The organism is Thiocapsa sp. (assembly GCF_018399035.1).
GTDB lineage: Bacteria > Pseudomonadota > Gammaproteobacteria > Chromatiales > Chromatiaceae > Thiocapsa.
On record NZ_CP073760.1, the window covers coordinates 1810101 to 1831749 of the forward strand.

General features: G+C 63.4%; 13 protein-coding genes and 1 pseudogene. 10 read left to right on the forward strand and 4 right to left on the reverse strand.

Features of this window, described 5'->3' with window-relative positions; translation table 11 throughout:
- Positions 1-21 precede the first annotated feature (21 nt).
- Positions 22-375 carry a hypothetical protein gene (locus KFB96_RS08280; RefSeq protein WP_213462401.1) on the forward strand — a complete coding sequence of 118 codons (354 nt, stop codon included), beginning with the start codon at positions 22-24 and terminating at the stop codon, positions 373-375.
- A gap of 115 nt (positions 376-490) precedes the next feature.
- Positions 491-973: a hypothetical protein gene (locus tag KFB96_RS08285; protein WP_300971392.1), complete on the forward strand. Its 483-nt coding sequence runs from the start codon at positions 491-493 to the stop codon at positions 971-973.
- A gap of 408 nt (positions 974-1381) precedes the next feature.
- Here the strand turns inward: KFB96_RS08285 and KFB96_RS08290 are convergent, their stop codons facing one another.
- Together KFB96_RS08290 and ltrA are read right to left on the reverse strand one after the other, a co-directional pair.
- Positions 1382-1780 (reverse strand): hypothetical protein, encoded by a 399-nt coding sequence (locus KFB96_RS08290; protein WP_213462397.1) that lies wholly within the window; start codon positions 1778-1780, stop codon positions 1382-1384.
- A 439-nt stretch (positions 1781-2219) separates the two neighbouring features.
- Positions 2220-3631, reverse strand: a pseudogene (gene ltrA, locus KFB96_RS27490) (group II intron reverse transcriptase/maturase).
- Positions 3632-4339: 708 nt separating this feature from the next.
- Here ltrA and KFB96_RS08300 point away from each other — a divergent pair.
- The 3 genes from KFB96_RS08300 (at position 4340) to KFB96_RS08310 (ending at position 7412) form a co-directional block, all read left to right on the forward strand.
- Complete coding sequence (locus KFB96_RS08300; protein WP_213462396.1) at positions 4340-5068, forward strand: hypothetical protein; 729 nt, start codon at positions 4340-4342, stop codon at positions 5066-5068.
- Between the two features lie 641 nt (positions 5069-5709).
- The gene (locus KFB96_RS08305; RefSeq protein WP_213462394.1) at positions 5710-5859 is read left to right on the forward strand and encodes a hypothetical protein; all 150 of its coding nucleotides are present in this window, start codon (positions 5710-5712) and stop codon (positions 5857-5859) included.
- A 98-nt stretch (positions 5860-5957) separates the two neighbouring features.
- Positions 5958-7412, forward strand: coding sequence for an OFA family MFS transporter (locus KFB96_RS08310; RefSeq protein WP_213462393.1), 1455 nt, complete (start codon positions 5958-5960; stop codon positions 7410-7412).
- Positions 7413-7589: 177 nt separating this feature from the next.
- Here the strand turns inward: KFB96_RS08310 and KFB96_RS08315 are convergent, their stop codons facing one another.
- Together KFB96_RS08315 and KFB96_RS08320 are read right to left on the reverse strand one after the other, a co-directional pair.
- Positions 7590-9692: a SulP family inorganic anion transporter gene (locus KFB96_RS08315; protein ID WP_213462392.1), complete on the reverse strand. Its 2103-nt coding sequence runs from the start codon at positions 9690-9692 to the stop codon at positions 7590-7592.
- Between the two features lie 308 nt (positions 9693-10000).
- Positions 10001-12769, reverse strand: a complete 2769-nt coding sequence (locus tag KFB96_RS08320; RefSeq protein WP_213462391.1) for a PAS domain S-box protein — start codon at positions 12767-12769, stop codon at positions 10001-10003.
- 1858 nt (positions 12770-14627) lie between these two features.
- On the opposite strand from KFB96_RS08320, the gene hsdR reads away from it, so the two are divergent.
- From hsdR to KFB96_RS08345, 5 genes are all read left to right on the forward strand, one after another.
- Positions 14628-17018, forward strand: a complete 2391-nt coding sequence (hsdR, locus tag KFB96_RS08325) for an EcoAI/FtnUII family type I restriction enzme subunit R (RefSeq protein WP_213462390.1) — start codon at positions 14628-14630, stop codon at positions 17016-17018.
- 85 nt (positions 17019-17103) lie between these two features.
- Positions 17104-17388 carry a type II toxin-antitoxin system HigB family toxin gene (locus KFB96_RS08330; protein ID WP_213462389.1) on the forward strand — a complete coding sequence of 95 codons (285 nt, stop codon included), beginning with the start codon at positions 17104-17106 and terminating at the stop codon, positions 17386-17388.
- On the forward strand, positions 17360-18616 hold the full coding sequence (locus tag KFB96_RS08335) for an ImmA/IrrE family metallo-endopeptidase (RefSeq protein WP_300971399.1): 1257 nt from the start codon (positions 17360-17362) through the stop codon (positions 18614-18616). The genes KFB96_RS08330 and KFB96_RS08335 overlap by 29 nt, the downstream gene beginning before the upstream one ends.
- Before the next feature lie 15 nt (positions 18617-18631).
- Entirely contained in the window at positions 18632-20446 is a 1815-nt protein-coding gene (locus KFB96_RS08340) for a class I SAM-dependent DNA methyltransferase (protein ID WP_300971400.1), read from the forward strand.
- Positions 20439-21638, forward strand: a complete 1200-nt coding sequence (locus KFB96_RS08345; protein ID WP_213462387.1) for a restriction endonuclease subunit S — start codon at positions 20439-20441, stop codon at positions 21636-21638. Before KFB96_RS08340 ends, KFB96_RS08345 begins: the two co-directional genes overlap by 8 nt.
- The last annotated feature ends 11 nt before the right edge of the window (positions 21639-21649 follow it).

The window sequence follows — 21649 nt, forward strand, 5'->3', positions numbered from 1 at the left end:
TTTATAGCAGAGCAAAGACTCATGAAATCCACACTCTTGATGCTGGTCGCGACCCTCGTCGCGTCTCCCGCCGTGCTGTCGGACACCAACCCGCTGGCACTCGACCTCGATCGCAGTGTCGCGCATGACCGGACCTTCGCAACACAGGCCGGCCAGGACTGGTACGAGCAACAGCGCCGGATCGCCGCGGAGCTCGAGGCAGAGCACCTGCTCGCGAAGCTGCATGAAGGCGTTGTGACACACACCGGGGATTTCAGCAGCATCGAGCATGCGCAGATCGCCAATGCCCTCGTTGATCCGCGCGTGATCGATCTGCTCGAGTCCAGTGCCTATTACGAGGCCGTTTTCCAGGGGCGTGTTCCGATCCTCAACTGATCGCATCAGCCTCTCGCCGAAAAGACCATGCGGCCCCCAGGCCGCATGGTTTTTTTGTGTCTTGTCGGACCGGTTGCCCTGTCTCGGAGGAATCGTTATGACGCGAATACGCTCGATGCGAACCACCGCCATCGCCGTCTTTGGACTGCTCGCCATCCTGGCCGGGAAGGTCGGCGCGGTCCTGCCGCCGGATGCGGTGGAGGGGCTCAAGGCCGATGCCCAAGCGGTCCTCGAAGTGAAGGTGTTGGAGGTGCAGACCGCTGCGGATCCGGCGGGGCGCTTCGACGTCGTCTATCGCATGGAGGTCATCTCCGTGCTGCGCGCGACCACGCGGGTAGAGCCGGGCGAGACCATCCGGGTGCGCTCGTACGGCGTGAGTCAGGCGCTCCTCGACCGTGGCTTTGTCGGCCCCAAGATCCCGGCCCTCCTGGAGCCGGGCTGGATCGGCACCGCCTACCTCGATCCCGACCCGCAGGCCTCCGGCGCCGACGCCGAGCGCCAATTCACGATCGCCGCGCACGGCGACAGCTTCGTGGAGCTGCCCCCGGGTCCGCCGTCGCTGAAGTACAGCGTCATGCCGTCCGAAGGCGAGCAGTGAGTTGACGTTGACGGTCGCGACCGGGCTTGGCCGAAACCCCGACGCGCCTCGAACTTATACAAATTGAGAATCGGATTGCCGATTTGTATGGTTTCGACATGCTCCGGCACCTCGAACATCATCCCTTTAAGGTCCGGGCCTTCGTAGGCAACAAGGGCGAGCTCCATGTCCATCGCGAAAGCCGGTCAGCGCATTGCATCACTCGCAGACCGGGAGCAATACGCACCGCCGAAGTCACCTCAACACTGGGTCGATGGCCGGAGTGCCAAAGAGGTCGCTCGGGCGTGGCTCGAGGGCGGCGGGACAACCATGCCGCACGAGGTTCTGGCGGTGCTGGCCGGCCATCCGCGTTTCAACGACGTGCTGTCATGGGACGCGGAACCGGAAGCAAGGCTTCGCTTCGATGCGCTACGCGGACCTCAAAGTGCGCCTTGCTCGGACTACCCCGGACGGCTCCAGCCCCGTGCGCCAATCCTCCACGAACATCTCGATCGACTCGATGAAGTCCGGATCGTGCTCGGTCCGGTTGATGGTGCAATGTACGAGCACGCCCTCGGGCTCCGAGGTCACCGTCCAAGCCAGCGCGTTCGGGCAGCCGGGCAGAGTGAAGCGCACGCCGTCGCGGATCGGCTCGCGCCGCACCTCGAACTGGCCCCAGAGGCAGTAGATCTCGCCCGCATCGCGGTCTTCCCGCCAGCTCAAGACCCGGTCGATTGCCGTGCAGTGCTCGGCAAGTCGCGGCCCGGTGATCCGATCGCGCAGCTGATCAGCGGACGCGACGAGGCGCGCGGTGGCATAAAACTCCATCGGTGAGGCTCCTGTCGCGAGGCGGCAGCAATTGCGGGGACAGTTTACCTAATTCTGTTCCGGCAACTCAAGGAGATCACAGGCGCTCGCCCTCAATAGTCTTGGTTGCTTGATCCTTGTGGCACTCCGCACCGAATCGTGGATTCGGCGCGTGGCTGAAGCTCCTTGCTAGTCAGGATGGATTAAAATTTTATATTTATTAATACTTTAAACCGCGCCGGCTCCAGCGGCTCTGAAATCCGCCGGGGCCGATCCCATCCAAAAACATCGCATACCGCACTGGGCGCGGTTTAAGTACGCGGAGAGTAAGCCGGGTTCTTGCCGTCGGTTAGGCTGATGTTTGTGTTCTCGGTTTGCCGCCTGGTTTCCCGGCGGTGCCACATGATCTCGGCCATACGACGGTTCGTTCCCGGCTCCTCGCAGAACCGGACTTGGAGTGTTACACCATCCGGCTCCCAGCTTGAGTCATCCACCAAGGGACGGGGTAGAGATCATGGATGATCCGAGCACGCGGCAGCAGGGGGCGAATGGCGGCGCTGAAGCGCTTCCAGGTCAACGAGCGGCGCTGACTGCGGCGGTTTAGCCACTTAAACAGCAGGCCGCCGGCGAAGTGGATGTAACTCGCCAAGGCGCGGCCGTTGCCGCTCACCCCGTAGTACTGGAGATGCCCGCGCAGGTGGCGCACGAGGTAGGCCAGCATGGCCGCCCCGCCCTGCGTGCGCAGGCCGCGTAGTCGCTCGTTCAACAGTTTGAGCTTCTTGGCCATGCGCTTGCCGTCGGTCTTGCGCCCGACCACGAACCGGCCCCGACGACTACGGCCCACATAGTGGGTGAAGCCGAGGAAGCTGAAGGTGCGCGATCCTGCCGCGGTGTCGGCACGTTGCCCAAGGGCGTGGCTGCCGAAGCGTAACAGCGCGGTTTTGCTCGGTTCGACTTCCAGGTCGAAGGCCGCCAGTCGTTCGGTCATGGCGGCCAGGAAGGCGTTGGCATCGGCCTCGTACTCGAAGCAGGCGACATAGTCGTCGGCGTAGCGGATCAGGTAGGCTTTGCCGGCACAGCCCCTGGCGAAACGTTTCTCGAACCACAGGTCGAGCACGTAGTGCAGGTAGATATTGCTGAGCACGGGCGAGACCAAACCCCTTGCGGGGCACCCTCGTCGCTGGCCGTGAATGCGCCGTCTTCCATGACGCCGGCCTTCAGGAAGCGCCGCACGATCCGCAGAAGATTGGGATCGGCGATGCGGTGCTCCAGGAAGCGCAGTAAATGGGCATGCGAGAGATGATCGAAGAAGCCTTTGATGTCGGCCTCAACCACCCATTGCGTTTCTGCGTTGGTGATGACCTCCGCGACCCGCCGCAACGCATCGTGCGCGCTACGACCGGGACGAAAGCCATACGAGCAGTCGCAAAATTCCGGCTCCCAGATGGCTTGCAGGAGGCGGCTGAGCCGATCCTGCACCAATCGGTCCTCGAAGCTCGGCACACCCAGCGGACGGTAGCGTCCATCCCCCTTGGGAATGTAGCTGCGCCGCACCGGTTGCGGCCGGTAGCCCATTCGGCGTATCCGCGCCGACAGGTCGTCCAGTTGCGCGTCCAGGTCCTTTCCGTAGTCGTCTTTTCTTACCCCATCGACTCCGGGCGCCTTGTTTCCTTTCTGTCGCTCGAAGCTTTCGCGCAAGCCCTCGGGGTCGAACAACAACCCCATCAGAGAATTGAACCGCTCTCGCAGTTGCTCGCGCGCCATCAGTGTGAAACGCTCAAGTTTGGTTGTCACGGACAGAATCCTCTCGGCGTAGGGCCGTGTGTCGCTTTCGCGTTGTCTCAAACCGCCACCCCTTTGCTCGACCCGCATTACCGGGCGTCATCGCTCGTATGGATGGCTCCGACTTCCACGCACCACCGTCCGTGTCCTCGCTTTCTACACTTGTTCACGGGTGCCCGCCTCCGGCGGACCGATACGTGGATCTCCCTGGTTACCACGTGTTCTCCATGTCAGGCTCGATACGGCCTCGGACCCTGGGAGTATCCGTACCGCTCGCCATCGCGCAGCACGGATTGTTGCCTGCCGGAGGGACAAACCCGTCGGCACTCCCGACTGTTCTTTACGGGGCTCAACACCTTCAAGGTCGGCTCCACCCGTTACCTTTGCACCTCGCCTGCTTTCGTGCCTACGCATCGACGTGTCCGTTGCCGTCCACGCCGCAAGGCTCGATACTGGGCTCGCGGCGCACGATTACCCAGGCGGGATTCCCACCCGCTAGAACACGCGGCCTTGCCAGGCCGCACTGCCCCCGGAACTCAAGATGCCTGGGAGACAAAAGGAAAGCCGCGGTCCTGACGCGCCGGGTCGAGGCCAAGAGTCAAGCATCGGAGCCGGCGCCATTCGAGGACGCCATGTGCGAGATTCCGGCATCAGGAAAGTCCTGTGGACCCATCGAATCTGGTTGAAGGAGCGCTGAGTCATCCCGACCTCGGAACGCCATGCGAGAATGTCGCACTCTAACGGGCTGCAGACACTGCATTTTGGTCCATTCTAACCAGCAGGTGATTCCTCTTGTCGATGAAACCCCTTGTGATCGAGAACGATGTTATCTCCGACCTCGCGTTGGACGTCACGCAGGCGGTGCTCGCCAGGAGCGAGGAAGCCCGGGCGATCATGGAAGACCAATCCGGCCCCATAGACCTCGCGCGGGCCTTGGCGGACTTCTTCCCGGTCGCCGGGGCCTTGGAAAGTGGAGGGGCGCACCTGGATCAGGAGCACCTGCAGGAATTCTGCGCCTACGGGCTGGATTTGCTTGACCGTCTCGCCTTCCTGGTACGGAAAGTCGAGATCATGGACAGGAGAGACACGATTGCGCGCATGTTTGCCTCGATGGGGGTTTGGGTGGCTCGCCGCGGCGCGACCATCGATAACTTGGAGGGCACCGCCGATGGCTTCGGCATGATCGTGAACGCCACGAGCGTGACCGATGACCTCCGATCCTTGTGCGGCCTCATGGAGGAGGTCATCGAGGCTGCATCGATGAGGTTGCAGCTGGACGAGGACCGTGGTGACGCCTGGCGTCCTTGGCGCGTCATCAATCTCAACGCCGGCATCGCCGCAACCCGATCGCTCGACCCGGAGCTCATGGAGCGAACGTTCGACAAAATGAGCCGCCGGCTGCCTTACGACATGCCGGGCTTCCTTGCCGACGGCATGCGGCAAGCGGCCTTCCAAAACGTACCGGATGCGGTCAAGGACGTGATGCGAAGGCACATGGAAAGGTGGCCGGCCAACGCGCTCCACTAGCACGAAGTTCCACCCTTCAAGGAACATACGGCATTTGATTTTCTGATTCGCGGCGCGCCGCATGGGCCCGGAGAGTCGGGCCATCGGGGTCGACATGCCCCCCATGATGCGCGAATGCGCACGGCTCGCCGGGCTCGTCGACCGGGTCGAGATCCGCCGGCGCCGCGTCCAGCGCACCAATAGCTCTGATTATCCGATGTGTTATCGGAGTTTTTTCCATCGCTTCTCTGCTCGTCGGCCGGCGCGCCCCGGCTATCATCGCGGGGAACCTACCGGCCGAGGGACTCGACGAGGTTCTTTTCGCGCCCGCCGGCACGAGTACGGCCCCCGGCCAGCGGCTGCGCGTTCAGCGGCACCTGCGACGCCCTCGAGCCCGTCCGTTGTGGCGCCGCCCGACCCTCCGTTTTGTTCCGACCCCCGTGACAGCCGCCGATCGGAGTCCTATCCACCATGACCACGCCCTCGCGTTCATTGCTTGATCTCGCCTTGCCGCCTGCTGCGGCGGAGCTGCTCGCTGCGGCGCCGCGCGTCACGGTGGCAGATACCACCGCCGAGCTCATGGCCCTCGCGGTGCGCGATGCGCCCGGTGACGGACGACATGGCCCTGTGCTACCCCTCCATCGAGAAGGAGAGAGCGCCCATTGGAACGATTCGAGCACCGATTCCACCACCCGCACCAGCGCTCCTTCGACCGGGCGCCGGCGGCCCTGCGCCGCCGCGTGTTCGGGGTCGACTATCTCCAGCTGAGGGGCAAGCAGTCCGGCGACCTCTTCGTCACCCGCCACGGTTAGCCGGTGCTCGAATCGATCCTGCCGTCACATTGGTTCGTCGGCGAGCCGCCGCCCGAAGCGCAGCCCCACCCATCCTCTACAGAGACCCTGTCCGACCCATGAGAGACGCGCGCACATTCAACCGCTGGCTGGTGGTCGCCGGGGCCCTGATTGTCCAGGTGAGCCTCGGCGCCGTGTACATCTGGAGCGTGTTCCAGACCCCCCTGCTGGGCGTCTTCCCCGGCTGGTCGGAGGCGCAGGTGACCCTGCCGGCCCAAATCGTCATCGCGACCTTCGCCCTGGCCGTGATCTTCGGCGGCCAGATACAGGACCGGCTCGGCCCGCGGGGCGTCGGTACCATCGGCGGCGTCGTGTTGGGAACGGGGCTGATCCTCGCGGGGCTGACGGGCAACTTCTCCGAGGAGGAGGCCCTCTTCTGGCTGGTGGGCACCTACGCGGTGCTCGGCGGCATCGGCATCGGCATGGCCTACGTGTGCCCCATCGCGACCTGCGTGAAGTGGTTCCCGGACCGGCGCGGCCTGATCACCGGCCTGGCGGTGGCGGGCTTCGGGGCCGGCGCCTTTTTCTTCGCGCCGCTGGCGCGGGCCCTGATCACGGGTGGTTCCTACCAGCTCTTCGGGATCGGACTCTTTCCGCTCCCCCGGGCCGGGATCTTCGGCACCTTCACCGTCCTCGGTTGCATCTTTCTGGTCACGGTGGTGCTCGGCGCGCAGCTGCTGCGCAACCCGCCGGCCGGATACTGTCCGCCCGGATGGACGCCCCCGGCGCCCGCAGCGGGCACGGTGCATGCCGAATTCACGCCGCGGCAGATGCTGCGCACCCCGGTGTTCTGGGTCTTGTGGGTCACCTACCTGGCCGGCAGCACGGCCGGGCTCATGATCATCATGAAGGCCGCACCCATCTGGCAGAGTTTCAGCCTGGCGACGGTGGCCGAGATCCCGGTGCCCCACGAGCACTTCGTCGCCGTTTCCTCGGCTGCGGCCATGGCGGTAGCGGTGTTGGCCATCTTCAACGCCGGCGGGCGCATCCTCTGGGGACGGGTGTCCGACACCTTCGGACGAGAGCGCACGCTGATGCTCATGTTCATCCTTTGCGGCCTGCTCCTGCTCGGACTTGACTGGATGCGGGCGTATCCCCTCTATCTTCTGGGCGTGTCGCTGATCGCCCTGTGCTTTGGCGGCTATCTCGCCCTCTATCCCGCGGTGGCCGCCGACTACTTCGGAACCCGCAACATCGGCGTCAATTACGGCCTGTTGTTCACCGCCTACGGCGCCGGCGGCCTGCTCGGACCCCACCTGGCCGCCTCCTTGATGCACGACGCGGGCGGCATCGACTATCAGGTGCTCGACGCGACCGACGCACTGGCGACCCGGTTGTTCCAGCTCGGCGAGTACCACACGGCCTTTATGGTCGGAGGCGTCATCTGTCTGGCCGCGGCCGCCCTGATGCTGGCCGTACGGGCGCCCCACGCCCCTCTCACGGATCCGGCGCGTTGCAGCGACATGCGACCGACAGGCATTCAGCCCGTTGGCCAAGGATCAGAACCTGCATGATGCACTCGCGGGTGATCATGCCCGGGCAATCGCTGACCACAAGCCCGGTGTCGAGCTTTGCTGGGCATCCGGCAACACTTCCGCGATGCGCAGGCACGAGGTCAGGCGAGGTGTGAGGGTAACGGTTGGAGCCGGCTTTGAAGGTGTTGAGCCCCGAAAAGTCGCGTACACCGGCCGTCACTTGCTTTGCGGTTCGGAGGCGTCCTCATAGCGCTCGAGCAAGACCTTCAGCGCATGCTCCTTGTTCGGGAAGAAGTGATCGCGTCCGAGCTCCTCGACGATTCCGGTTTTCTCGAGGACGGACATCACCTGATGCTTCAACCCGCTGAAATAGAGCCCGATGCCGGCGTCCCGCAGCTGTTTCGCAACTTCGTTGACCTTTTCCTCGCCTGATGCGTCGATCTCGTTGATTCCGCTACCGATGATCAGAATCACCCTGGTCTTCGGGAAATCGGCGATGGCCTCCAGCACGATGTCCTCGAAATACGCGACGGTCGAGAAGGTCAGCGAGCCGTCGAAGCGGACCGGCACGACCGTCTCGCTGACCGGCGCGAGATTGTGCGCCTTGATGCCGCCAAGCGTTCCGTCGGGTTTGCGCGCGACGATCTCGGCGCGCGGACGCATGCTCTTGATCAGATAGAGCAGCACCGTCAGGACGATGCCGAGGAGGATGCCGTTGGCGATTGCCGGGGCCATCGCGAGGGTCGCCAGGAAGGTCACGATGCCGACGATCGCGCCGCCGCGATCGACCTTCCAGGCGTGAACCAGCGGCGCGACCCGGATCAGCCCGAAGACGGCCATCATCACGATGACCGCCAGCACCGACTGCGGAAGACTGTAGAGGTAGGACGTAAAGAAGAGCAGGACGACCATCACCGCCAGCGCGCTGATGACGGCGAAGAGGCCGGTCTTGGCGCCCGTCTTGGCCGCAACGGCGGACCGCGAGAAGGATCCGCTCACCGTGTAGGAGCCGAAGAAGCTACCGACGATGTTCGCCAGACCTTGCCCGACGAGCTCTTTGCCGGCGTTGATCCGCTCGCCTGTCGTGGTGGCGATGGCCTTGGAGATCGAGGTCGCCTCCATGAAGCCGATCAGGGCCATCACGATCGCCGCCGGAAGCAGCGCCAGGATTAGATCCCAGTGCACCTCGGGCACGGCAAACTGCGGCAGCCCCGCGGGAATGTCCCCGACCACGGCCCCGCCCGAGGAGAGCGTCACCTTACCGTCGCGGGTCTCCACGAAATGCCAGATCCGACCGTCATGCGCCAGTCCCTCGGGGACTTGGTCTTTGGCGAAGAGGAGCATCGGCCCGTCCGGGATCGGCGAGCCTTCCAAGCGGATCGCGTGCAGGTCGATACGGCGCGCGTTGTTCTGCGAGCGCGACTGATCCAGCTCGTACTGGAAGAGACGGACCGACGCCGACAACTCCGCGGCGCGCTTGATGGCCTCCATCCCGCCGACTTGCTCGAGTCGGGCGACCTCGCGGCTGCGCTCCGCGATCAACGCGGTGAGGGCTTTAATGCGCATCTCGGTCTGGCTGTAAGCCTCGATGGTCTCCGCCGTCGGCACGTCCTGGATCTGCTCGACCCCGACGGTCGACTTGTGCTCGAAGCCGATCAGTGCCGACCAGACGGTCGTTGCGAGCACGGCGATCAAGACGCCGGGGAGGCGGGGAGAGACCCGTTTGAGCGCATCCATCAGCAGATAAGCTGCAAGCGCGAACACCAGCGTCGGCCAGTGCGTCTCGCCGATCTGCTGTACGACGCGCCAAAGATCCGCGAGATAAAAGTCCGAGCGCGGAAAAGGCACGCCGATGATCTTGCTGAGCTGCGACAGTCCGATGATCAGCGCCGCAGCATTGGTGAAGCCCACGACCACGGGGCTCGACAGCAGGTTGACGATGGCCCCGAGCTTGAACAGACCGAGTGCGAGACGCAGCACTCCGACCATCAAGGCCAGCATGATCGAGAGCTCGATGAAGCTCGCGCTTCCCGGCGACGCGAAGGGAATGATCGCCGCCGCGGACATTAGCGAGAGCATGGCTACCGGGCCGGTGTGCAGTTGGCTCGACGAGCCCCACATCGAGGCGATGATGACAGGGATAAAGGAGGCGTAAAGCCCGTACACGACAGGCAAGCCCGCCAACTGGGCGTAGGCCATGCCCTGCGGCAGCAACACCAACGCGACCGTGATTCCGGCAATGATGTCGTGGCGCAGGCCCTCCCGAGTCATGGGGAACCAGCGCAGGAAGGGCAAAACAGGATGCAGGCGTTCCATCATGACGGCGCGTCCGGCTGATAGACGACCGAGCACACTTACGATCGGTGTGCTCGCATGGTCAGCGATACATTAGGTTAACGCCGTGTTGGCGGTCGGGCAAATCAATGATAGGCGTCCTTAGCATCGCTGTTTGTCGATGGGTACCTCGGGGACAGGCCGGGGCGCCTCCTCTCCTCGGTCCTTTCGTTCCCGCGAGACAACGACAGATCGGTATGACGCCGCGCCGTGGACCAGGAGGACGTCAGGTCTGAGATTCGGGCAATCGGAGAGACCCCGCTCGGGATATCTCGGCACCTCGGGGAGTCTTGTCACGACGCGGGAAAGACCCGATTGCGCCCGGCGCCCTTGGCGTCGTATAGCGCCTGATCGGCGCGGTCCAGCCAAGCATCCGCGGTCTCGGGCGGGCGATAGTCCGCCACGCCGAAGCTCGAGGTGATGCACCCGACCCCGGAAAAGGTCTCGCCGGCGATCAGCAGGCGCAGCTTTTCAGCCAGTTGCCGCGCCTCGTTCAGCCCGCATTGAGGGATGAGGATGACGAATTCCTCCCCGCCCCAGCGGGCCAGCAGGTCGGACGCGCGCAGATGGTCGCCAACCAGGCGCGTCAGCTCGACCAAGACCTGGTCGCCGACCAGGTGACCATGGGTATCGTTGATCCTCTTGAAGTGATCGATGTCGAAGATCAACAGACTGACGGGTTCGTCGTAACGGGCGGCCCGGGCGATCTCGTTGGCGACGGTCTGCTCGAAGTAGCGACGATTCCGGATGCCGGTCAGCATATCCGTGGTGGCGAGCCGGTTCAGCTCCTTATTGGCTGTCTCTAAGTCCGCCATCGACTGCGCCAGTGCCGCCTCGGCTTGTCTGCGTTGGGTGATGTCCTGCACCTGCGAAATGAAATAGCGCGGCTGGCCCCGGGCATCCCGGACCAGCGACGAGGCCACTTGGCCGTAGATGACATGGCCTTGACGATGGCGGTAGCGTTTTTCGAAGGTGGCGCTGTCGCCGACGCCATGGACGGCCTGGTCCATGAACCTCGGGCTCGCCGTCCGGTCTTCCGGTAGTGTCAGATCGTTGACGCTCATGCCCTCCAGCTCCTCGCGACGATAGCCGAAGATGGCGCTCATCTTGGCGTTGGCCTGCAGCAGCCGGCCCTGGAGGTCGACCAGGCACATGCCGGTGTTGGCATTGTCGAAGGCCAGGCGGAAGCGTGCCTCGCTCTCGGCCAAACGGGCCTCGGCCTGCTTGCGCGTGGAGATATCAACGAAGGAGACCAACAAGAGATCATCGAGGACGGTGGCGCTGATGATCACGTCTCGGCGGGTGCCGTCCTTGTGTGCGATCCGGAACTCTCCGGACTCGACCTGCCCCCTGCCGGCAACCGCCGTCTCCACCGCAGCGTACCACCAGTCCAGCGAGGTTTGGCGATAGGCGGCATCGGGATAGGCACGCCGTGCCCAATCTTCGACGGTGGGAATCTCCTCCGAGGTATAACCGCAGGTGAGCACAAATTGAACATTGTTGTAGGTGATCCGGGCCGGGCGGCCCAGGGTGCTGACGGCGATGGCGATGGGCATGTTGTCGAGGATGCGGCGGAGCTGGCGTTCGCTCGCCAGCACCCGGGCCTCGGCGGCCTTGCGGGCGCTGATGTCCTCGACCAGGCAGAGATGAAGCGAGTGCTCATTGCCGACCACGGCCACCGACCCCACCGTCAGTTTGGCCGACAGCGGAGTGCCGTCCGGCCGCAGATAACGCTTCTCCAGCTCGAAGCCATCAATCTCGCCCGCATACAGCCGGGTGACGCATTCTTGTTCCCGCGGCAGATCGTCGGGATGGGTGATACCGGTCCATCCGATGCCGAGCAGCTCTTCGCGAGTGCGGCCGATGAGCTCGAGCAGACGGTCATTCACCTCCAGCATCCGGCCGACGGCCGGGTCGAACAGGGCGACGCCCAGTGGGGATTGCTCGAACATGCCACGGAATTTCGCCTCGGACTCGGTCCGCTGAGCCAATGCCTCCTCGAGCCGGGTCCGAGCCGCTTCCAACTCGGCGGTGCCGGCGGCGACCCGCTCCTCCAAGCGACGATTTTCCCCGGCCAGAGCCTGCTCGGCCGCGCGCAGGCTCTGGTTGCTGGCCTGCAAATTGGTGAAGGTGTCGCGCAGGCACAGGCTCGTGGCATTGAAGGTCTCGCCCAGCTCGCGCAACTCCCGGATGGGCGCGGCAGGCAGCGGCTGGCTGAAGTCGCCTTCGGCCAGCCGCAGGGTCGCCGCGTTCAATTCCCGGAGGGGCCGGCTGATCCATTCCGCCGCGACCAAGCCCAGCAGGATGGCGATCCCCAAGGTCAACAGCGTCAGCAAGAGTGGCTCGTGGACATGCGCCCCGATCAGGGCGGTCGAGTCCTGCAGCGGCGCCACGACCAGGATGAGCCAGTCCGGATGGGGCCATTCCGCGAACAGGGGGGCGACGTTGACCAGATAGCGCTGACCCTGGAAGGTCAAGGCAAAGCCCCGGGACTCATCCAAGCGGGCCAAGCCCGGCACCTCGACAAACAGCCGTCGGGCGGTCTCGGCGGTAACCGGATCGGCGCTGTCGATGGCCGCTAGACGGCGGTCCCCGACGGCGACGTTCAGGGCATGGTCGGGCAGGGGGCGTCCGTCGAAGGGGGTCTCGCCGCTGGAGGTGGCGATCAGCAACCCCTCGCGGTCGATGAGGAAGGCCTGACCCTTGGCGCTGATCTCGAGACCCCGCAGGAAGTCGCCGATCTCGCTCAGGGTCATGCCGGCGGTCAGCACACCCTGCAGGACCCCCGAATCGTCGTGGAATGGCAGTGAAAAATGGCTGACCAGCTCGGGCTGAGTCTGTCCCTTCCCCAGACTGACCGTCATGCCCCATCGACCCTGCACGCTGTCCCTGACCGCGGGGTACCAGGGATTATCCGGTGGATCGTCATGCGGATCGAAATTGTCGCGCGACTCGAGCAGCTCGCCGGCTTGGCCCTCCCGGTCGGCCCGGTAACGGTTGAGACGATCAGCGGTTGAATGGTCGTAACGGCGCAGAATCAGCGCCTCTGGTCCATGCCGCACCAGCATCCTGAATTCACGCTGCTCGGTCACCAGACCGAGATGACTAATTCCAAGGACAGTTTACCTAAACCGCGCCCAGTGCGGTATGCGATGTTTTTGGATGGGATCGGCCCCGGCGGATTTCAGAACCGCTGGAGCCGGCGCGGTTTAAAGTATTAAAAAATATCAAATTTTAAACCGCGTCTCACCGAGATCGAGGACATCTCCGAAGCTAAACGCAAAATGAAAATGACGCATGTCGCTCTGGACGCGGTTTAATCCCGTTCCAGCAGCTCCAAGAGGTCCCGGGTATGAGACTCCCGTCGCGCTGCCTTCGGCCCGGGCTTTTTCGCTTGAGCGGACGCCGGAGGCGTTGCTCCGGATCTTCGACAAAGGAATCCGGACCGAGCGGGCGGCCGGTGCCGGCATGCGCGTTTAGTACGTCGGCGATGTCCGGGGCGTCAGGCTCGCCGATGAAGCGATCCCAGTCTGAGATCAGCTCCAACAGCGGACGCACGCTGACGAGCTCATCGTCCGCTCCACCCTGATGGGCCCGGGCGCTCGACCACGGCCAGTCCTCCGGCCCTGCACAGAGCCGCGCACGGACGGGATTGCGCTCCACAGACCTGGCAGCGGCGATGAGGTGCCGCTCGCGGGGATTACCCGATCTACATCATTCACGTCCGCACCCTCCACGCAACCCCCCACCGACCTAAAGACCACACCGACCGGCACAGCACCCGCAACGGCTCAGCTCAAGTCACCCGACACACTTTGTCGCATCGTCTCAGCCTATCGGGCATACCTTAAGCGAGAACTGTGTAACCTACTGAAAAAATTTAGTAGCAGAGTCCGCGCCCGATAGCTAACGCCGATGAATTGACCGAGCCTAGGGAGCGTGTACAGCGGGCGGGTGCCTGCTGCGCCCAATCGGCGGCCGAGGGTCACTACCGGGTTCGGGATGACTCCTGATCGCCTCGCACATGAGGGGATCGTCGGCATCAAAGCCGCGCTGCTGCATCTGGGCCGTGGCCGATGCGGGCAACCGGGTCGAGAATCGCTGCCGGAGCGCCCAGCAGCCCTATAGCGCCGTCCGCGCGGTTCGGTCCTGCGACCTTACGGCCCAGAGCCCGAGCAACCGGCCGAGGATGCCTCTGCGAAAGCCGTGTGCGCCTTCTGCGGGCACTGGACTCCGAACCGGATCAATCAACGGGCGGGCTCGGGAGATGCCTTGCAGACGCGCCTCCAAGCCGCACGGCCGGGAGCCTCTGGCCTTCGCCGGATGCCGTAGGCGTCTGTGGTACGTTTCGGGAGGTGATCGGTGGCACAATGCACGTTTTCTGCGCTCTACGCAGGAGAACGGAATCGCCCATTCGGTGATGCAGTCATCAACGACGCATCCGGTGCTCACAACTGCTTTAAGTTTGCAACCAGGGCTGCAGGCTTATTCCGAAACGGTGTTCGGATGCTCTATGATCCGGAGCAGCTCGTTACTGCAGCCACGTTGGATGGTGTCGTCGAGGGCCTCTTGTTGTCGGCGGCAACGGGCCATGCGGGATGACTTACTTCGACCGACCGGGTCTATCTGGACTTTTCAGGGGGCTTAACAGAGTCGCGAGGTTCCGTCCGGCGACCGACGGAATCAGAAACCCGAGAAGTCCTGGTCAAGCACAATCAAGCCCAAATCGACAAGGTCTATGATCAGATCCGATGACGGAAAACCGCGTGGACCACACGACTCGCTAGATCGTTTCGGGTGCATCCACGCGACAGTCAGTAGGGTCGTCGAGATCTTTGGAGGCGGCCTACCTCAGCTTTATCGGTAGGTCAGTAGCGGGCCAGGGTCGGCTGCTGAGGAATGAATCCGTGGGGGTAAAGGATGGCATTGAACGAGGCGGACACCTGCCGGGTCTATGTGACCCCTAGACTCCGGGAGGCGGGATGGGAGCAAGATCCCCACTCAATAACCGAACAGCAGACCTTCACTTTCGGACGAGTCGAGATCCGGGGGGATGTGGCCCGTCGTTTGGATCGAAAGCGGGCGGACTATCTGCTCCGCTATACCCGTGACTTCCTGATCGCGGTGGTTGAGGCCAAACCGGAATCCGATCCGCCGGGCACCGGTTTGCAGCAAGCGAAGGACTATGCCGAAATCCTCGGCCTCAAGTTCGCGTATGCCACCAACGGCCACTGGATCATCGAATTCGATTTCTTGACCGGACGCGAGTCCGAGCTTTCGGCCTTCCCGACACCGGCCGAGTTGTTCGCCAGGTTGCAGGCTGGACTTGGGATCGAAGCGCGTCTCGCGGACAAGCTCTTGACTCCTTATCACCATGTCGCCGGCTACACCCCGCGCTACTACCAGGAGATCGCCATCAACCGGACCGTGCAGGCAATCCTGCAAGGCGTGCGGCGCATCCTGCTCACCATGGCGACGGGTACTGGTAAGACAGTGGTGTCCTTCCAAATCTGCTGGAAGCTCTGGAACGCGCGCTGGAATCGGGAGGGCGCGCATCGCAAGCCCCGCATTCTCTTTCTCGCCGATCGCAACGTTCTGATCGACGATCCCAAGGACAAGACCTTTGCCCCCTTCGGCGATGCCCGCCACAAGATCGAGGGCGAGGCGGTCAAGAGCCGCGAGATCTATTTCGCCATCTACCAGGCCATCGCCAGGGATACGCGCCGACCCGGTCTGTACCGCGACTATCCGCGGGATTTCTTCGACCTGGTTATCGTCGACGAGTGTCATCGGGGCAGCGCTCGCGACGACAGCAACTGGCGCGAGATCCTCGACTACTTCAAGCCTGCCTATCAACTCGGCATGACGGCCACCCCCCTGCGCGAGGACAATCGCGACACCTACGAGTATTTCGGCAATCCGCTCTACACCTACAGTCTGCGTCAGGGTATCCAGGATGGTTTCCTGGCCCCTTATCGGGTGCATCGGGTCGTAACCCAGGCGGATGCCACGGGTTGGCGCCCAAGCAAGGGCGACGTCGACCGTTACGGTCGCGCGATCCCCGACGAGGAATACCAGACCAAGGACTTCGAGCGGATCATCGCCCTGCGCGCGCGCACGGAGGCGATCGCCCGCCATCTCACCGACTTCATGCGGCGCACCGACCGCTTCGCCAAGACCATCGTCTTTTGCGTCGATCAGGAGCACGCCGACGCGATGCGCCGCGCCCTGAACAACCTCAACGCCGATCTGGCGCAGAGGTATCCGGATTATGTGGCCCGCGTCACCTCGGAGGAGGGCAAGATCGGCAAGGGCCACTTGAGCCGCTTTCAGGAGCTTGAAACCACCAGTCCGGTCATCCTGACCACCTCCCAGTTGCTGACCACGGGTGTGGATGTGCCCACCTGCAAGAACGTCGTCCTGGCCCGAGTGGTCAATTCCATGACCGAATTCAAACAGATCATCGGGCGCGGCACCCGGATGCGCGAGGACTACGGCAAGACCTGGTTCAACATCCTCGATTACACTGGCTCGGCGACCCGGAACTTCGCCGATCCCGACTTCGACGGCTTTCCCGATCTCGAAGAGGAGATCACCATCGATGGGAACGGGATCGAGATCGCGGAAGAGACGCTCATCGATGTGACGGGCGCCGACATGCAGGCCGAGGAGCCGGAAGATTACGAACCGGAGCCCCCGCCCCCTCCACCTCCACCTCCACCTCCACCTCCACCTCCGCCTCGGAAGTTCTACGTGGATGGCGGACAGATCGAGATCATCGCCCACATCGTTTATGAGCTGGATGCCGAGGGCAACCAACTGCGGGTGGTGCAGTTCACCGACTACACCGCCGACAAGGTACGCACCCTCTTCACCTCGGCCGATGAGTTGCAGGACCGCTGGGCCGATCCGGTGCAGCGGGAGGAAATCATCCTGGCGTTGGAAGAGCGCGGGATCACCTTCACGGAGTTGACGGCCGTCACGGGGCGGCCCGACGCCGACCCGCTCGACCTACTCTGTCATCTCGCCTTCGAGACGCCCTTGCGGACCCGCAAGGAGCGCGCCGACCACCTGCGCAAGGAACACCCGGACATCTTCGACCAGTACGGCCCCGGGGCGCGCCACATCCTCGCCGCCTTGCTCGACAAGTACAGCGATTTCGGCCCGAGCCAGTTCAACATCCCCGATGCCCTGGGAGTTCAGCCCATCTCCGCCTATGGCAACGCCATGGAGATCGCCGGCCTGTTCGGTGGCGCCCTCCAGATGAAACAGGCCGTCGATCGGATGCAAGCCTTGCTGTATCGGCATTGAGCATGCCGCGGACTGGCCAAAGAACCCGCGACGCCCATCTGGGATCAATATCTCTTATTCCCAATTTGGGAACCGTTAACCTACAATGATGGTCGTAGGCCGAGACAAGCTCGTCTCCTTCTGGGAGCGGCGCACCAACTCACAGGCGGCACTGGAGGCATGGTTCGACGAGGTCTCGCGCAGCACCTGGTCCACCCCGCAAGACATCCGGAACAGGCACCGCAGCGCGGACTTCCTGGCCGACAACCGGGTCATCTTCAACATCAAGGGCAATCACTATCGCCTCGTCGTGAAGGTGCGCTACCAGCAAGGCTTGGTGGTGATCGAGTGGGTCGGAACCCATGCCGAGTACGATAAGCAACGCTTCTGAGCGGGGACACACGATGAACCAGCCAAGAATCATCAAGACCGACCAGGCGCACCGCCAGGCGCTGGAGCGTCTGACCCATCTCATGGACCTGGACCCCACGCCCGATACCCCTGAAGCAGAAGAGATCGATCTGCTGGCCCTGCTCATCGAGCACTACGAGCAGGAGCGCTACCCCATCGCGCCACCCGACCCCATCGAGGCGATTCGTTTCCGCATGGACCAGATGGGGCTCCAAAACCAGGATCTCGTGCCCTACATCGGCTCCAAGTCCAAGGTATCCGAAATCCTCAACCGTAAACGGCCCCTCAGTCTCAACATGATCCGCCGGCTCAACGAGGGGCTCGGCATTTCGGCGGATGTTCTCATCCGCGAGCCCGCACAGCGTGCCGCCAATGACAGCGATCTCGACTGGCGGGCCTACCCACTGGCGGAGATGCGCAAGCGCGGATACTTCGAGGGATTCTCCGGCTCCTTGCAGGAACTCAAGGAGTACGCCACCGAACACTTGGCCCGCTTCTTCGACAGCGTGCCCGGTGACTACGCCACCCGCCCGGCGCTACTCAGAACCAGCGGCCATCTGCGTTCCAACGACAAGGCGCTCGATCCGCACGCTCTCAGTGTCTGGCAGGTCCGCATCCTCCAGAAGGCGCGGGTCAATCCGCTACCCGCCGCCTACAAAGCCGGAACGGTGGACGCCGCTTTCATGGCGCGGCTGGCGCAAGAGTCCTGGTCCGACCAAGGCCCGGCAATCGCCCGAGAATTCCTGAACCGCCATGGCATCCACCTGATCATCGAGCCCCACCTGCCGCACACCTACCTTGATGGGGCGGCCTGCAAGGATGGCGATGGCAACCCGGTGATCGCGCTCACCCTGCGCCACGACCGGCTCGACAACTTCTGGTTTACCCTGATGCATGAGCTGGCCCACGTCGCCCTCCATCTCGACGGGGACTGCACTTGGTTCATTGACGACCTGGACGCCGAAGACTCCGATCGCCGGGAATGCGCTGCCGACGCCATGGCCGGCGACGCCCTCATTCCGCCCGACGACTTGCCGTCGAAACCCGCCGACAGCCGGGCCGTGGAGGCGCTCGCCGAGCGCCTGCGCATCGCGCCAGACATCATCGCCGGGCGCCTGCGCCGCGAATCCAATAACCACCGCCTCTTCGGCAAACACTTCCGCGCCAAGATCCGGCACCACTTCGATCCCGCCGCACCCCGCGCCTGACCCAGACGAGCCCCCATGCCCAGACAGAACACCGCCAGCCAACCCATGACCACCGCCGCGCAACTCGGCGGCATCGTCAAATCCGCCCGTCAGATCATGCGCAAGGACAAGGGGCTCTCGGGTGAGCTGGACCGCCTGCCCATCCTCACCTGGATCATGTTCCTCAAGTTTCTCGACGACCTGGAGCAGCGGCGCGAGACCGACGCGGTCCTGCGGGGCAAGGTATTCCAGCCGGCCATCGTCCCGCCCTACCGCTGGCGCGACTGGGCAGCGGATGAAGGCGGCATCACCGGCGACGAGCTGATCGCCTTCATCAACCAGGAGCGCGCCGTCCTGCCGGACGGTCGCGAAGGGCCTGGCCTCTTCACCTATCTGCGCAACCTTCAGGGGGTGAACGGCGGTGACCGCCGCGACGTGATCGCCACCGTCTTCAAGGGCTTGCAGAACCGCATGCAGAACGGCTATCTGCTGCGCGATGTCATCAACAAGGTCAACGGCATCCACTTCAACGCCTCCGACGAGATGCACACCCTGAGCCGTCTCTACGAGACCATGCTGCGCGAGATGCGCGACGCGGCGGGCGACTCGGGCGAGTTCTACACCCCGCGACCGGTGGTGCGTTTCATGGTGGAGGTGACCGATCCCCGTCTGGGCGAGACCATCCTCGACCCGGCCTGCGGCACCGGCGGCTTTCTTGCCGAGGCCATGCGCCACCTGGAGCCGCAATGCCACAGCGTCGAGGATCGCGCCATCCTTCAGAACAGCGCGCTCCGGGGCGGCGAGGCCAAGCCCTTGCCCTATCTGCTGGTCCAGATGAACCTGCTGCTGCACGGGCTCGAATACCCCCGGATTGACCCCGGCAACGGCCTGGACGTGAAGCTGAACGAAATCGGCGACCGCGACCGCGTGGATGTCATCCTCACCAATCCGCCCTTCGGCGGCGAGGAAGAGAGGGGCATCCTCGGCGGCTTCCCGCAGGACATGCAAACCGCCGAAACCGCGCTGCTCTTCCTCCAACTCATCATGCGCAAACTGAGGCGGCCGGGACAGGGGGCGGAGAACGGTGGACGCGCCGCCGTGGTCGTCCCCAACGGCACCCTCTTCGCCGACGGCATCGCGGCGCGGATCAAGGAGGCGCTGGTCAAGGGCTTCAACCTGCACACCATCGTGCGACTGCCCGAGGGCGTCTTCTCGCCCTATACCGATATCCCCGCCAATCTGCTCTTCTTCGACCGCTCGGGACCGACCCGGGACATCTGGTTCTACCAGATCCCCCCGCCGGAGGGCCGCAAGAAGTACAGCAAGACCAAGCCCATGGACTATGCCGAGTTCGAGCCCTGTCTGGCCTGGTGGCCCCAGCGTGAAGAGAACACCCAGGCGTGGAAACTCCCATTCGGCGACAATCTGGCTTCGGCCCGTGAGCAGGCCCAGCCCCATTGGGACGCCGCCGAGCGGGCGCGGCAGGATGCGCTGGAGACCGAGCGGACACTGCGGGATCTGGAGAAGCGGCTCGCCATCGGGCGGGAGCGGCCCGAGCACGCGCGCGCGGAACAGGAGCGGACCGAGCGCGAGATCCGCGATTTGAAGCACCGGCTCCCGGTGCTGCGTGCCCGGCAGAAGGGGGAGCAGGGCATCGGTGACGGTCTCTACTGGCCCCTGTTCAACCTCGACATCAAGAATCCCCATAGCCTGGAGACGCTGGAGCATCGGTCGCCGGAGGCGTTGATTGCGGAGATTCTGGAGAAGGAGCGGCGGGTGATTGAGATCATGGAGTCGTTACAGGCAGAACTGTCAATCAAGGCAGAAGAAGAGAGCATCGCGCATGCCTAAGCAAGCGTCGATGGATTGGTCAACGCTGCGTCTCGGCGAGATTCTCAAGAAAGCGGATTCATGGATCGCGATTGACCCCGAAACGGAATACAAAGAGGTAACCGTAAGGCTTTGGGGCCAGGGCGTATCTCTAAGATGCGTCAAATTAGGCTCGGAAATCGGGGCGGATAAGCGACTTCAGGTTTCCACTGGTCAGTTTATCCTGTCGCGAATCGATGCAAGGCATGGGGCATTCGGTCTGATCCCCGCTGAACTGGATGGCGCTGTCGTATCCAGTGATTTTCCTGTTTTCAGCCCGGATTACAGCCGGTTGGACGTCAGTTTCTTATATTGGTTAAGCAAGACTCCGGGATTCGTCGATGCATGCGTGAAGGTCAGCGAAGGAACGACCAACCGGGTTCGTCTTAAGGAAGACCAGTTTGCCGACATCACGATCAGACTTCCTCACCTTGACGAACAACGCGATATCGTTACGAAGATCAAATCACTGGCATCCCGGATCGACGAGACCAAACAACTGCGGCAGTCAATCCAGGCCGACATGGATTCACTGCTCGTTGCGATGGCCCACCGCAACGACCTCAGCGATGACGAAAAGCAGGCGCAAGGCTGGAAGCGCACCGCCCTGGGCGATGTGCTCACCCAGGTTGTTGACCCCGTGAAGGTCGAGCCAGGACAGGAATACCCCCATTTCGGCATCTACAGCTTCGCCAAGGGACTCTTCAGTAAACCGCCGTTGATCGGCGGAGAGATCAAGGCATCGAATCTGTATCGCGTGCGTGAAGGGCAGTTCATTTACGGCCGGCTCAACGCTTACGAAGGGGCCTTTGCCATCATCGGCAGGCAGTACGATCAGCACTACGTCTCCAATGAGTTCCCGATCTTTTCTTGCGCACCGGATCGCGTCTTACCGGAATTTCTGTTGGCTTACTTCTCGACGCCAGCCGTTTGGGAGGCCCTGAAGCGAAAAGTGACCGGAATTGGCGGTGGCGCGGGCAACCGGCGCATCCGCTTGAAAGAGAGCCTCTTTCTGGCTGATGAAATCTGGTTGCCCCCGATGGCTTGGCAACAAAAGATCAAGCAAACGGGCAACTGGCTTGCCGGCATCAGGCAGACCTATGCCGATACTCAGCCGGAACTCGACGCTTTGCTCCCCTCCATTCTCGACCGCGCCTTCAAAGGCGAACTTTGATTGACCGCCGC